We start from the raw sequence: 14,953 nt of genomic DNA, 5'->3' as shown, positions 1-14,953 counted from the left end.
AGCCTGACCAACCGGGGAGGCGAAGCCGTTTTAAGTCTTTTTTTCGCCCTTTATAATTCCTATCTTTGAGAAATTCCAAACAATTTTTAAAGCTATACAAGAATATGATAAAATTTGCCCTCATTAAAGAGCGAAAAACTCCTCCAGATCGTCGTGTAGTATTTTCCCCAGATGAACTTTTAGAAGCTGTAAAGCAATTCCCTGAAGCCGAGTTCAAAGTGGAAAGTTCCGATGTCAGGGTTTTTCCGGATGAGGAGTATAGACGTGCCGGTTTTGAGGTCCTCGAAGATGTTTCAAATTGTGATGTTCTGCTAGGTGTTAAAGAAGTGCCAATACCCAACCTTATTCCTAACAAAAAATATTTCTTTTTCTCTCATACTATTAAAAAGCAGCCTTATAACCGGGACCTATTGAGGGAGATACTAAAAAATAATATTGAGCTTTATGATCATGAGGTGATCGTCAATAAAAAGGGCGGCCGACTTATTGGCTTCGGAAGATATGCAGGACTTGTTGGTGCATATAACGGGTTACGCGGAATAGGTCTCAAAAATGGCATTTTTGAGCTCCCTAAAGCCGAAAGTCTGCCCGACCTTAATGCCATGTTGGCAGAACTTGACAAAATTGAGATACCGCCTTTAAAAATTTTACTCACCGGAAATGGAAAAGTCGCTCATGGTGCCCGGGAAATTCTGGATCACCTGAAGGTGAAAAAAGTGGGAGTAAACACCTTTTTAAATGACACTTTTGACACCCCGGTTTATTGCCAGATTGACGTCCTTGATTACAACAAACGCAGGGACGGAGAAAAAGGCAGTAATCAGGATTTTTACAAACATCCCGAAAAATATGAGTCTAACTTTCTTCGCTTCACCCATGCAGCCGACTTTTTTATAGCGGGACATTTTTATGGGGAAGGAGCCCCGGTTTTCTTTACCGCGGAAGATGCGAAATCTACAAATTTCAGCATTAAATATATAGCCGATATTTCCTGTGATATTGCAGGACCAATCGCGAGTACTTTAAGACCGTCCACTATTGCCGAACCTTTTTATGGTTACGATCCACAGGAAGAACGGGAGGTGGATTTTCGTGAGAAAAATTCCATCCTTGTGATGGCTGTCGATAATCTCCCATGCGAATTGCCCAAAGATGCCAGTGAAGGTTTTGGGGAAATGTTTTTGAAAAATGTGCTTCCAGCTTTTTTTAACGGCGACAAAAATGGAATTCTGGAGAGGGCAAGAATGACCCAAAATGGCAGACTTACTTCCAGGTTCGAATACCTTAAGGATTATGTAAAAGGTAAGGAAATAGGAATATGAAAAGAGAGATTATAGGTTTTATGGTTTTAATGTTTACAATGATCCCGGCTAAAGCTCAGCTCACCGTGATGAGTTATAATATTAAATATGCTAACGAGGATGACGGCAGGAACAGCTGGTCTCTTAGGAAGGATCATCTCGCCGGACAACTAAAATTTTACGAGCCGAATATCTTTGGAGTTCAGGAAGCATTGCACAGTCAGCTGGAATTTCTGCAGGATGAACTTTCAGGCTATGAATATTTTGGAAAAGGTCGCGACGATGGGGATCAAAACGGGGAATTTAGCGCCATCTTTTTTAAAACCAACAAATTCGAACTCTTAGAACACGGCACATTCTGGCTTTCTTCAACACCCGAAAACCCGGGTAGAGGTTGGGATGCCGACTATCCACGGGTATGTACTTATGGTTTATTTAAAGAAAAGGAAACCGGGAAGGAGTTTTGGGTTTTTAATACACATTTTGATCATAACGGGGTACAGGCAAGGGCAGAAAGTGTGAAATTGATTAAAAGTAAGATAAATAAACTCAACCCGGAGGAAAAGCCAATGATCTTAATGGGAGATTTGAATCTTGAACCCGAAACTGAAGAAATAGAATTTCTCTCAACCCATTATAAGGACTCAAAATATGAAGCTGAAGTTGTTTTTGGTCCCGAAGGTACTTTTAACGGCTATGATTTTACTTCACCGGTAACCCGGCGCATTGATTATATTTTCACATCAGGAGAAATTGATGTTAAGAAGTATGGAGTTCTAAGCGATTCAAAAGATTTGAAATACCCTTCAGATCATTTTCCGGTGCTTGTACAGCTTGAGTTGTTATAAAGCTTCAACTAATGTTAAAAAAAAAGCCACGCATTTGCGTGGCTTTATATTTTCAACCCATCCTAGGTGGGATTGATTGGTTTATTCGGGCCTGCTCCCGCAGGACCATTTTTATCTGAATCTCTCGACGGATTATCTTTGTTTGGATTCGGTCCTCCTGTGTTCCCAGGTCTTGGAGGATTAGGATCTGTCGGTTTATTTCCTGAACCTCCAGGTGTGGAAGGAGTACTCGCTTTTCCGGCTCCGGTTCCTTCAGGAGGGAAATTTTTTCCGGTATTGCGAACATCAGGATTTCCTTTGTTTGGATCTCTGGCATCAGCTGCTTCTGTTCTAAACTTCTGAATAATATCCCGAAAGTGCTCTCCTGCTGCCTCGCGGCCACCAAGACCATAACTTAAAGCTACTGCTACTGCAATGGCACCAAGAATTAATCCAAAGGCAAGTTCTACAATTTCATTGGCAATTCCCATTGTGCGTAAAGCTATTGCAATGAATAAAGCCAGCGAAGCCCATCTTATCACTCCCGCGATAAAATGGTTTTTGCTGGACCGTGTCATAGTGTTGTAGATTAAAAGGGAGATATAGTTACCTATGGCAAGAATTACCAGCCCAAATAAAATCTGGCCTGTTATTTCCAGGATTTGATGGAGGATTTCTGTGAGTCTGGAAAGTCCAAGAATCTCGACAGCTGTAATAATTCCGAAGAAAACCAGGAAGAAATATACAAGGTTTGCTACGAGTTTTGATAAGGACTGTCCCGCTCCAATCATGTTGTGAATCTGGATCTTTTCTGCAGTTCGATCGAGTCCCATACTTTTGAAAAGATCTTCAAGGAAGTTGGCCAGATATTTCCCTCCCCATACGAACACAACAAGGATAAGTGCTGCAATTACGATTTCTCCAATGAGCTCGGTAAAGCCATAAAGGATATCGTTTGCAGGTTCTGAAATAGCATCCAGTTGAAGTGTGTTGAAGGCTTGAATCAGGAAGGGAATGAAAATAACAATGAACACGATCTTACGAATAATGTTCACAAGCTTATCTGTATCCTTAAACCCTGTTTTATCTACCCACCTGTCCAGCAATCCGCCACCAATGTTGATAAGATTGGAGACGAATTTTGCAAGTACATATCCAATAAAACCTATGAGTAGTGCTCCAATAAGGTTTGGAATGAACATGAGGAACTCATTGAGCATATTTTCAAGGGGTGTGAGAACTTCACTAATTCCAAGAACCTCCAAAGCGATCAACAGGACGATGATCATAATAAGGTAATAAAAGATATTACCTACAAAGACATTGGTGTCCTCAATATTATCCCTCCCAAAAAGGCGTTCATCCCAGGTGGTCTTGCGAAGGAGTTTTACCACTAATGTTTTGATCCCTTTAGCGATGAGCCAGCCTATTAAGATGACAAGTACGGCTCCCAGCAATTCGGGTAAGAAATTGGCAATTCTATCACCAATGTGTTCCAGTTGCGTTTCCATAAGTTATTGGTTTTTTAAGAAAGTTAGTATTGGAAGTTAGAATAAAAAGCACTTATGCCACAGTCACTTAACAAGAGTTTAAAAAAATATTTGGGATGTTGTTAATATTTATTTGGTACAAAAAGTGAAGATGATAATTCAGAAAAATTAGGAGTAGCAAGGGCTGAAAGCAAATGCCATTTTTCAGAAAAAAAGTTGAAATTTTTTTCAACAGTGTTTAGTTAATAAGAAAGCTAAACCTCCTAATTGAAAACTCAAGAATTAAAATAACTTTATCCCTCTTTCAAGTTAAAACAAAAACAAATGCCATGGTTGAAGAATTATTTAGCACCCAGACTTATACGTACGATGAAGTACTGCAAGCATGTTTAAAATATTTTAAAAATGACGAGCTCGCAGCTACTACCTGGATAAATAAGTATGCAGTAAAAGACAGAAACGGAAAGTTTCTTGAACTAACTCCCGAAGATATGCACCGGCGAATGGCAAAAGAATTTGCCAGGATGGAGGCCAAATATTCCGATCGTGCAGCGGGAAAAGAAAACCTGTCTGAGTACGGTAAGTCTAGAGAGTTTTTAAGTGAAGAAAGAATATTTCAACTCTTCAAGGATTTTAAGTACAGCATTCCTCAGGGTAGTGTCATGGCAGCCCTTGGTAATGATCAAATGATCGCATCCCTTTCTAATTGTGTTGTTGTGCCGCCGGTTTATGATTCTTACGGCGGAATCCTTCATACAGATCAACAACTGGTACAATTGTTTAAAAGAAGATGTGGGGTAGGAGTTGATCTTTCGGGCCTTCGTCCTAAGAATGCACTGGTATCAAATTCTGCGGGAACAACAACAGGAGCGGTTTCTTTCATGGAGCGGTTTTCAAACACCACCCGGGAAGTTGCCCAAAATGGCCGAAGAGGAGCTTTAATGCTTACAATAGATATTTCTCATCCCGATGTTGAAGATTTTATTACCATCAAACAGGACCTTAAAAAGGTAACAGGTGCGAATATCTCTCTGCGTCTAACAGATGAGTTCATGCAAGCCGTTACCGAGGATGCCGATTTTACCTTACGCTGGCCAATCGACAGTCCCAATCCAAAGTACACGAAAGTGGTTCGTGCCAAGGAATTATGGGATACAATTATTCAATGTGCGCACAATACAGCAGAGCCTGGTCTAATTTTTTGGGATAAACAACATACTTATTCAACATCATCTTTTTACCCCGGCTTTAAGAACAGTTCCACCAACCCTTGTTCTGAAATTGCAATGCAGGGAGGGGATTCATGCCGTTTAATTGCAGTAAACCTGTATAATTTTGTTGATAATCCATTTACAGAGAGTGCCTCTTTCAACCATGATAAATTCTATAAGGTAATTTATGAAACTCAGCGGTTGATGGATGATCTTGTAGATCTTGAACTCGAAGCTGTAGAAAAGATCCTTGCCAAAATTGATAAGGATGAGGAGCCTGATTTTATCAAGAAGAATGAGATAGACACCTGGAAATTACTTGCCGAAAATGGTAAAACAGGAAGGCGTACCGGCCTTGGCTTTACTGCCCTTGCCGATGCTGTTGCTGCCCTTGGGGTGAAATTCGATACAGACGAGGCTCTTGAAGTGGTTGATAAGATCATGCAGACTAAACTTAAAGGAGAATTCGACAGTAGTATTGATATGGCGATTACCCGGGAACCGTTTAAGGTTTTTGATCCTGCTATCGAAGAGCAGTCAGATTTTGTTCAAATGATGAAGAGAGAGTTCCCCGATCTTTACAGCCGCATGATGCAGCATGGAAGAAGGAATATCTCTATTAGTACTGTTGCTCCAACAGGAAGTTTAAGTATGCTTGCCCAAACCTCTTCGGGAATTGAGCCGGTATTCATGTTGTCTTATAAAAGAAGAAGAAAAGTAAACGCTTCCGGAGCAAATGCCAAAGTAGCCTTTGTTGATGACACAGGAGATGCTTTTGAAGAATTTACGGTTTATCATCCTAAAGTAAAAACATGGATGGCAGCTTCTGGAAAAAATGCTATAGAGGAAAGTCCTTATGCAGGAGCAACAGCTTCAGAAATTAACTGGCAAAAGCGTGTAGAGATGCAGGCGCTTGTTCAAAAATATACCACGCACTCTATTAGTTCTACTATTAACCTTGCGACAGATGTGAGCCAGGAGAAGGTAAGCGATATCTACATTGAATCGTGGAAACAGGGTCTAAAAGGTATTACTGTTTATCGCGATGGTTCACGTAGCGGAATTCTTGTCTCTTCAGATGATAAGAAAGACAAGAGTGCAGAAGCAGCTCAAAGTGTATTTGCAGAAACTTATGCACCAAAACGTCCCAAGAAACTGGAGTCAAAAATTATCCGGTTCAACAACGAAAAAGAGAAATGGCTTGCCGTAGTAGGTATTCTTAATGACCGCCCATATGAGATCTTCACTGGAAAAATGGAAGATGTATTTAACCTCCCAACCTGGGTTGAAAAAGGATATGTGATCAAAAATCGTGATGAGGATGGTAAATCCCGATATGACTTCCAGTTCTGTGACAAGCATGGATATAAAGTGACAATCGAAGGTCTGTCAAGATCTTTTAACGAAGAATACTGGAACTACGCCAAATTGATCTCCGGAGTACTTCGTCACGGAATGCCAATTCCATATGTAGTTGACCTCATTAACAACCTTAACCTGCTTGATGAAAGTATAAATACCTGGAAAGCCGGTGTTGTACGTGCCCTTAAACAGTTCGTCCCCGATGGTACACCTGCCGCAGATAAGACCTGTGGTGAATGTGGTGATCCCGAAGGAATCATTTTTTCTGAAGGTTGTCTGGTTTGCAAGAGCTGTGGCTACTCAAAATGCGGGTAAGAATTTAATTTAGTCCCCCGGTAAATAGGAAAACCCCGCTTCTGAAAAGGAGCGGGGTTTTGCTATTCTATAAATCCAAATAAAATTATTGGAAATCTCAGATGGCGCGGATTTGTAATCCGTGCAGACTTCATGTACTAATGAATTACAATTGCGCACATTCTTAATCGGGAAACCGAAAAGAATAAAAAGAGAGTATCAAATAAAAAGGCCTAACAGGTTTTTGAAACCTGTTAGGCCTAAAGTATCTCTAAGTTGGCGCGGATTTGCAATCCGTGCCGAGCTACCACATTAAAAAGAATTTATAGTCTTTCTGATTGCTGTTAGGTTGCTCAGCAATTTCTCCAAATATTGTATGTCCAACATATTGGCACCGTCACTTTTCGCATTTGCGGGATCGAAGTGAGTTTCAATGAATAATCCATCGGCTCCTGTTGCTATTCCGGCACGGGCGATGGTTTCTATCATATCGGGTCTTCCACCGGTAACTCCGCTGCTTTGGTTGGGCTGTTGCAGGGAATGGGTAACATCCAGCACTGTAGGTGCAAATTCACGCATGGTTGGGATTCCGCGGAAGTCGACTATCATATCGTGATAACCAAACATAGTCCCCCGGTCGGTCACCATTACCTGCTCATTATTGCTGTCGGTTACTTTGGTCACGGCATGTTTCATGCTTTCGGGACTCATGAATTGTCCTTTTTTGAGATTGACTACTTTTCCGGTTTCGGCGGCTGCGACAACAAGATCTGTTTGCCGCACTAAAAATGCAGGAATTTGAAGTACATCCACATATTCTGCCGCCAGGGTAGCATCTTCTCTTTCGTGAATATCGGTTACCGTGGGGATGTGAAAAGTTTCAGAAACCTTCCGAAGAATTTTTAGAGCCTTTTCATCTCCAATTCCCGTGAAGCTGTCAACCCTGCTTCGGTTTGCTTTTTTAAATGATCCTTTAAAGATAAAAGGGATCTGTAGCTTATCTGTAATTTTTAAAATTGTTTCGGCGATTCTTAATGCCATCTCTTCGCCTTCAATGGCACAGGGGCCGGCTAGCAAAAAGAAATTGTTCGAATCTGTGTGCTTTATCTGTGGTATTTTGTTGAGTTGCATAAAATAAATTTACTGCAAAGATACCTTTTTTGGAAATTTTATACGCACCGGGCTTTGGGTTACTAATGGTTGCCACTTTTATCACCTTGCGATAAACTGTCATTCAGCTCTTCATCAAACGGGGGTCGAATTTCATAACCCAGTCCGCGAATTATCCTGTTGTTGTCATAATAAAAATGAGCGCGACTCACTTTATCATCCTTGAACTTTAAAGCGACGTGATATGGAAAGCTAATAGTTTCACCATTAGGATAACTAAGGGTATTATATCCCCAATGTAAAACCCAGTTGCCCTCTCTTGGGCCTTCGGGAACAGTCACTCCCAGCCATACACCATCTTCGGCCAATACAGGAGTGGCGATCTCACGGCCTTTGCTCCAGTAGTTTATTGTTTCTTTTAGGCTAAGGCTGTCGTAGCTTCCCAGGTTGTAAAACATTGCATCTGCATCAGAATGTTCCCTGAGTGCGTCCCAATTCCCCATTTCATAAGCTTTAACTGTTTCTTTGGCCTTTTGAATTAGTTCTTCCTCCATAGGAAAGTCAAGGCTCGGTTTACCATCCACCTGGGCTGTAACGGGTTGACTCCAAACAAATAATCCCAGTACTACAATCCAGAGCAGCAAATTCTTTTTCTTCCATTTTTTTATTGACTTCATAGCACTTATATTTTTAATTCTTATTCGTGTAAAATATTGGAGCACAATTACTTAAAATTAAGGAATTATGATCTTTAAATGAATTTTACAATCTTAAAATATGAGGAGTCTCAGTTTTTGGGCTTTATAGATGCTATTCCTTTTTTTAAATGTTACGCCAGGAAGGCTCACTAATAAGGCATCTTAGTTAACTATCTGAAGGTCATGTCGTTAAATGGCTGCTAAAATTAAATTTAAATCAAAGCAAGGCTATTTTAAATGGAAAAAATAAACGTACCTTTGCAGCCTTTAAAAATCAGGCGTTTATATGACAGCTATTAAGAATATCGCGATTATCGCACACGTTGACCACGGAAAGACTACTCTGGTAGATAAAATTATGTACCATTGTCAGCTATTCAGGGAAAACGAAAATACCGGGGATCTTATCCTTGACAACAATGATCTTGAAAGGGAGCGTGGGATTACCATTACCTCTAAGAATGTTTCCGTAGTTTATAAAGGAACAAAGATTAACATCATCGATACCCCAGGTCACGCCGACTTTGGAGGAGAAGTTGAAAGGGTGTTGAACATGGCCGATGGTGTACTGCTTTTGGTAGATGCTTTTGAAGGTCCAATGCCGCAAACGCGTTTTGTACTTCAAAAAGCTATTGACCTTGGATTGAAACCTTGTGTGGTAATTAATAAAGTTGATAAAGAGAACTGTACTCCCGAGGAAGTGCATGAGAAAGTTTTTGACTTGATGTTCGAACTTGGTGCCGAAGAATGGCAGCTTGATTTTCCTTCAGTCTATGGTTCGGCCAAGAATAACTGGATGAGTGACGACTGGAGAAATGAGACTAAGAATATTGAGCCTTTGCTTGATATGGTTATTGAGCATATTCCTTCACCAAAAATTGAAGAAGGGTCTCCACAAATGTTGATTACTTCTCTTGACTTTTCTTCTTTTACGGGAAGGATCGCAATTGGTCGTCTTCAACGCGGTACTTTGAGAGAAGGAATGCAGGTTGCGCTTGTGAAGAGAGATGGCAGCATCAAGAAAACTAAAATTAAAGAATTACATACTTTTGAAGGTCTTGGCCGTAGAAAGATAGAAGAAGTACAGGCGGGAGATATTTGTGCTATTGTTGGACTTGAAGGTTTCGAAATTGGGGATACTGTTGCCGATATTGAAAATCCTGAAGGACTTAAAACAATCGCTATTGATGAACCAACAATGAGCATGTTGTTCACCATCAACGATTCCCCTTTCTTTGGAAAAGACGGGAAATTCGTTACCTCGAGACACATCAAGGAACGTCTAATGAAGGAGCTTGAAAAGAATCTTGCCCTTAGAGTGGAGGAGACCGATAGTGCCGATAAATTTATGGTGTTTGGTCGTGGTGTTCTTCACTTATCTGTATTAATTGAAACCATGCGTCGTGAAGGCTATGAGCTTCAAATTGGTCAGCCACAGGTGATCATCAAGGAGATTGACGGAGTGAAATGCGAACCTATTGAAGAGTTAACCATTGACCTTCCTGAAGATGTTTCTGGAAAAGCAGTGGAGATGGTGACTATGAGAAAAGGTGAAATGTTGAGCATGGAGGGAAAAGGAGACAGGATGACCATCCAGTTCCAGATTCCTTCACGCGGTATTATAGGATTACGTAATCAACTGCTTACTGCTACTGCTGGAGAAGCAATTATGGCACACCGGTACAAGGAATATCAGCCGCTTAAAGGAGGAATTCCAGAGCGTCAAAACGGTTCTTTGGTATCCATGGAAAAAGGAAAAGCTATTCCTTACTCTATAGATAAACTTCAGGATCGTGGAAAGTTTTTTGTTGATCCGGGAGAAGATATCTATGAAGGTCAGGTAATTGGAGAGAACTCGCGCCAGGATGATATGGTGGTGAACATTACTAAAACCAAGAAGCTTTCCAACGTACGTTCTTCTGGGGCAGATGATAAAGCGAAGATAGTTCCGGCAATAAAGTTCTCTCTTGAAGAGGCACTGGAATATATTCAAAAGGATGAATATGTTGAGGTTACGCCAAAACATATACGTCTAAGAAAGATCTATCTTACAGAGAACGACAGAAAGAGAAATAAGACCTTTTAATTAAGGGAAATATATATTAAGAGCCGCCAAAATTCGTAATTTTGGCGGCTCTTATATTTTAAATTCTTTTAATAACCCGGGAAACAGTGAAAGCGACCTTCCCGATCTTGAATCTATAAATTTTAACTCCTGAAATTAAAATGGAAATACTTGGAATATCTTACATAGAATGGATTGGATACCTGGCATCTTTCTTTTTGCTATTGTCCTTCCTAATGAGAAACATAACCACCTTAAGATACATCAACAGTCTTGGCTGCGGTTTATTTGTCGCCTACGGAATTCTTCTTGATTCCTTGCCAATCACTATAACAAACGGTGCTATTATTCTTATCAATATTTATTACCTCTTCATTAACCGGAAGAACACTGAAGGTTAGAAGTTAAAGTGAAGAAGAACGAGGTAAAAAGTTAGAATTACAGAAAACACCTTCCAAAAATGTCATTTTTGGAAGGTGTTTTCTTTGTGCGCTGGTTTTGTTTTGAACCGTCCTTGCGAGCACACGCAGTAAGCCAAGCAATCTCCCAATGAGGAAGCAGTATTATCCTTTAACCTAAAAATAAGAGCTTAAATTCGGTTGTCTTTCGGCTTCTTTCGAATTTGTTGCCTGAGATTTGCTGCTTGGAATTTGTTGCCTGGAATTTGGTGCCTGGGATTTGTTGCTTCCGTTACACTGTTTTTTGAACCACCTCAAATACTTTTTGTCCGTCGCACTTGAGGGTTTTGGAAGGATACTTCAGCAGTAAAGCGTAATCATGAGTAGCCATGAGAATGGTTTTTCCGTTTTTACTGATTTGTTGAAGGACCTCCATCACTTCAACCGAAGTTTGTGGGTCGAGGTTTCCGGTGGGTTCATCGGCTAAAATGAGTTCGGGGTCATTAAGAAGCGCACGGGCGATGGCTATACGTTGTTGCTCTCCTCCCGAAAGTTGGTAGGGGTTTTTAAAACCCTTGGTGCCCATTCCTACTTTTTTAAGAACTTCCTCGATTTTGGCATCCATAGATGCCCTGTCTTTCCAGCCCGTAGCTTTAAGTACAAACAGCAGGTTCTCATTGACATTACGATCGTTGAGCAGCTTAAAATCCTGAAATACGACACCAAGTTTGCGGCGCAGGAACGGGATATCTTTTTCCTTAAGCGTGCGCAAATCGTAATCCACTATCTGGCCTTCACCTTCGGTTAGAGGAAGATCGCCATAAAGGGTTTTCATGAAACTACTTTTTCCTGTTCCGGTTTTCCCGATGAGGTAAACGAATTCCCCTTTTTCGATCTCTATATTAACTTCAGAAAGGATAAGGGTCTCCCGTTGATAAATGGCAGCGTCTTTTAGGTACAGAACATTATTGGACATGAAAAATCACATTTTTGAGAGGTAAAAGTAAGAAAGAGAACGTAAATATATGAGCTTGTGTTGCTTTTCTTCTGCCGAAATTTTTCGAAGGAAATTTTAGGTTTCATTTAACGGAAAGACATAATTTATCTTACAACATAGGCGTTATTACCTTAGAGTTTCTTATATCTTTGAATCATCAACAAAATAAAATTTACGAATGAAACATTGCAAAATCTGCCTTTTTGTTGTCCTTGTTTTTTCTTCGGTTTTAGGTTTTTCACAACAATCTGCTATTCAGACAAATGAACTGGCCGATTATAACCGCGCCCTGGAGTTATACAACAATCAGCAATATCTTGCCGCACAAACCTTATTTGATGAAGTACAGGATGAAGTGGATGATGAAAGGATCAAGGCCAATGCCGCCTATTATATAGCCAATGCTGCTATTCGCTTAAATCAACCGGGAGCCGATGCGCTCATGGAGGATTTTGTGGAGCGTTATCCTACCAGCACCAAAACCAATGCAGCCTATCTCGATGTGGCCGACTATTATTTTGAAACAGGAAAGTATTCTCTTGCCCGCAAGTGGTATGACACGGTTGATCAAAGGAACTTAAGCAAAGCTGAAAAGGAACGTTTTAACTTCAATAATGGTTACGCTTACTTTAAGGCAAATCAGCCTGAAGAAGCTAAAGAATATTTGAGCAAAGTAAAAGACTCCAAAAAATATGGTTCCCAGGCTAAATACTACCTGGGCTTTATGGCTTATGAGGGGGATGATTATGAGCAGGCAAATGCCCTTTTTGAGGAGGTAGAGGACACTGAACGTTACGAGGAAGATCTTTCTTACTTCCAGGCCGATATGAATTTTAAGCAGGGGAATTTTGAAAAAGCTATTCAACTTGGACTGGAGCAATTACCCCGGGCCGATCGCCGCGACAGGTCCGAACTAAATAAAATTATTGGGGAGAGCTATTTTAACCTTGGACAGTACGAAAAAGCTATTCCTTATTTAAAAGAATACCAGGGGGAAAGAGGGAAGTGGAACAACACAGATTATTACCAGTTAGGTTACGCCTATTTTCAGCAGGGAAATTATGAGGCTGCCATTTCCGAATTCAACAAGATCATTGATGGGAAAAATGCCGTCGCCCAAAATGCATATTATCACCTTGCCCAGTCTTACCTAAAAGATGATAAAAAGCAGCAGGCACTCAATGCATTTAAGAATGCCAGCGAGATGGATTTCAATCCTGAGATCAAGGCCGATGCTGCACTCAATTACGCTAAATTGAGCTACGAGATTGGGAACAGTTATGCAAGTACGCCACAGGTTTTAATGAACTACCTGGAGGCTTATCCCAATTCTCCTGCCAAAGAGGAAATTAATGAGTTGCTCATCAACTCTTTTATTACTTCGAAGAACTATGAAGAAGCAATGCGTCTTCTCAAAGGAAACCGCAATTTTCAAAATAATGTAGTTTACCAGCAAGTGGCATTTTATCGCGGACTGGAACTTTTTGAAGAAGGAAAGTATCGTGAAGCAAAGGAATATTTTGATCTTGCCCTTACAGAAAGACGTGACCCCCGCTTTACGGCCCTGGCAACCTTCTGGAAAGCTGAGACCGATTTTAACCTGCGCAATTTTGATGAAGCCCTGATTGGCTACCGGGAATTTGCCGGTATGAGTGGTGCACAGGGAGCTTCAGAAAAGGAAAACCTTGATTATAATATAGGTTACGCGTATTTTAAACAGCGCGATTACGGAAGATCGATAGAGTTCTTTAAGCGCTACGCTAATGATGCTTCTAAAGATCGGGGCAGGAGGAATGATGCCTTTGTGCGATTGGGAGACAGCCATTTTGTGAACAGTAGCTACTGGCCTGCCATGGATGCTTATAATGCTGCAATCGCTCTTAATGGATCCGAAAATGATTATGCAGCTTTTCAGAAAGCAATAAGCTATGGTTTTGTGCAGCGCAATGAGACCAAAATTCAGGAGTTAACCGAATTTCTTAAGAAATATCCCCGCTCTTCATATCGGGATGATGCAGCCTATGAACTCGGTAATACTTATGTAGCGATGAACAATACCAGCCAGGGGATGGAAGCCTATAACAGGCTTATTAGAGATGTTCCCGGCAGCACTTTCGTCCCGCAGGCTTTGCTTAAGCAGGGCTTGATCTATTACAACAATGATAAGCCTAACCAGGCGCTGGAAAAGATGAAAAGAGTAGTAGCCGATTTTCCTAATTCGGCTGAAGCTATCCAGGCAGTAAGTACGGCCAGACTTATTTATGTAGATCTGGGTAGAACAGATGAATATGCAAACTGGGTTAAAGATCTGGATTTTGTGGAAGTGACCGATGTAGATCTTGATAACACCACCTTTGAATCTGCCGAAAAACAGTACCAAAACAACAATACTTCAGCGGCCATTACTGCGCTGGACAAATACCTTGTAAAATTCCCTAACGGAATACATTCGGTACAGGCTCATTTTTACCTGGGGCAATTATATTTCCGTGAAGGAAACAGGGAGAAAAGCATTCCGCATTACAAATATGTGATTGGAAGATCGGCATCAGAATATCTCGAGCAATCTCTTGCGAGACTTTCCGAAGTTTACCTGGAAAACAGCAATTATTCCGAAGCTATTCCGCTGTTAAAGCGTCTTGAATCTCAAGCATCTTTTGCTCAAAATACCATTTTTGCACAGTCTAACCTCATGAAGTCTTACCTGGAAACAGGAAAATATGATGAAGCTGTAAGTTATGCCGAAAAGGTGCTGGCAAATCCAAATGCCGAAACCAGTGCTAAAAACGATGCGCAGGTGATCATTGCCCGTGCCGCTATGAGAACGGGAAATGAAGAGCGCGCAAAAAGAGCTTATGCCGAAGTGCAGAAATCGGCCACCGGAGAGCTGGCAGCCGAGGCATTGTACTATGATGCTTATTTCAAGAACAAAGCCGGAAACTTCCAGGCTTCAAATGATGCTGTACAGCGCTTAGCCAAAGATTATTCGGGTTACAAATTATTTGGTGCAAAAGGGCTGGTGTTGATGGCGAAGAATTTCTATGCCTTAGGTGATGCTTACCAGGCCACTTACATTCTGGATAACGTGATCAAGAATTTCACCCAGTTCCCCGAAGTTGTAAATGAAGCCAAACAGGAACTAGCCAGGATAAAAGCACAGGAAGCAAGGACCAATGCTTCTGTAGAAACCAACAATTAAA

10 protein-coding genes are annotated in these 14,953 nt (G+C 40.9%); 6 read left to right on the top strand and 4 right to left on the bottom strand.

Annotation, left to right across the window (positions count from 1 at the left end; all coding sequences use genetic code 11):
• Nucleotides 1–104 precede the first annotated feature (104 nt).
• Together OU683_RS10180 and OU683_RS10175 are read left to right on the top strand one after the other, a co-directional pair.
• Nucleotides 105–1,322 carry an NAD(P)-dependent oxidoreductase gene (locus OU683_RS10180; protein ID WP_268137843.1) on the top strand — a complete coding sequence of 406 codons (1,218 nt, stop codon included), beginning with the start codon at nucleotides 105–107 and terminating at the stop codon, nucleotides 1,320–1,322.
• A complete protein-coding gene (locus OU683_RS10175; protein WP_268137841.1) occupies nucleotides 1,319–2,149 on the top strand; it encodes an endonuclease/exonuclease/phosphatase family protein in 831 nt (276 codons plus the stop codon). The genes OU683_RS10180 and OU683_RS10175 overlap by 4 nt, the downstream gene beginning before the upstream one ends.
• Nucleotides 2,150–2,211: 62 nt before the next feature.
• Here OU683_RS10175 and OU683_RS10170 read toward each other — a convergent pair whose 3' ends face one another.
• A complete protein-coding gene (locus OU683_RS10170; protein WP_268137839.1) occupies nucleotides 2,212–3,639 on the bottom strand; it encodes a mechanosensitive ion channel in 1,428 nt (475 codons plus the stop codon).
• Between the two features lie 308 nt (nucleotides 3,640–3,947).
• On the opposite strand from OU683_RS10170, the gene OU683_RS10165 reads away from it, so the two are divergent.
• Entirely contained in the window at nucleotides 3,948–6,506 is a 2,559-nt protein-coding gene (locus OU683_RS10165) for an adenosylcobalamin-dependent ribonucleoside-diphosphate reductase (RefSeq protein WP_268137836.1), read from the top strand.
• Between the two features lie 291 nt (nucleotides 6,507–6,797).
• Here OU683_RS10165 and kdsA read toward each other — a convergent pair whose 3' ends face one another.
• Together kdsA and OU683_RS10155 are read right to left on the bottom strand one after the other, a co-directional pair.
• Nucleotides 6,798–7,616, bottom strand: coding sequence for a 3-deoxy-8-phosphooctulonate synthase (kdsA, locus tag OU683_RS10160; protein ID WP_268137834.1), 819 nt, complete (start codon nucleotides 7,614–7,616; stop codon nucleotides 6,798–6,800).
• Between the two features lie 62 nt (nucleotides 7,617–7,678).
• Nucleotides 7,679–8,272 carry a nuclear transport factor 2 family protein gene (locus tag OU683_RS10155; protein WP_268137832.1) on the bottom strand — a complete coding sequence of 198 codons (594 nt, stop codon included), beginning with the start codon at nucleotides 8,270–8,272 and terminating at the stop codon, nucleotides 7,679–7,681.
• A gap of 307 nt (nucleotides 8,273–8,579) precedes the next feature.
• Here OU683_RS10155 and typA point away from each other — a divergent pair, with 307 nt between their 5' ends.
• Together typA and OU683_RS10145 are read left to right on the top strand one after the other, a co-directional pair.
• Entirely contained in the window at nucleotides 8,580–10,379 is a 1,800-nt protein-coding gene (typA, locus tag OU683_RS10150) for a translational GTPase TypA (protein ID WP_268137830.1), read from the top strand.
• A gap of 140 nt (nucleotides 10,380–10,519) precedes the next feature.
• A complete protein-coding gene (locus OU683_RS10145; protein ID WP_268137828.1) occupies nucleotides 10,520–10,759 on the top strand; it encodes a uroporphyrinogen decarboxylase in 240 nt (79 codons plus the stop codon).
• Between the two features lie 289 nt (nucleotides 10,760–11,048).
• Here OU683_RS10145 and OU683_RS10140 read toward each other — a convergent pair whose 3' ends face one another.
• Nucleotides 11,049–11,732: a cell division ATP-binding protein FtsE gene (locus OU683_RS10140; protein WP_228915182.1), complete on the bottom strand. Its 684-nt coding sequence runs from the start codon at nucleotides 11,730–11,732 to the stop codon at nucleotides 11,049–11,051.
• A 199-nt stretch (nucleotides 11,733–11,931) separates the two neighbouring features.
• Here OU683_RS10140 and OU683_RS10135 point away from each other — a divergent pair, with 199 nt between their 5' ends.
• A complete protein-coding gene (locus OU683_RS10135) occupies nucleotides 11,932–14,952 on the top strand; it encodes a tetratricopeptide repeat protein (protein ID WP_268137825.1) in 3,021 nt (1,006 codons plus the stop codon).
• Nucleotide 14,953 lies beyond the last annotated feature (1 nt).

This window comes from Salinimicrobium sp. TH3, from assembly GCF_026676115.1.
Taxonomy (GTDB): domain Bacteria; phylum Bacteroidota; class Bacteroidia; order Flavobacteriales; family Flavobacteriaceae; genus Salinimicrobium.
The sequence above is the reverse complement of the archived record's forward strand: the minus strand, read 5'-3'. Positions and strand labels throughout refer to the sequence as shown.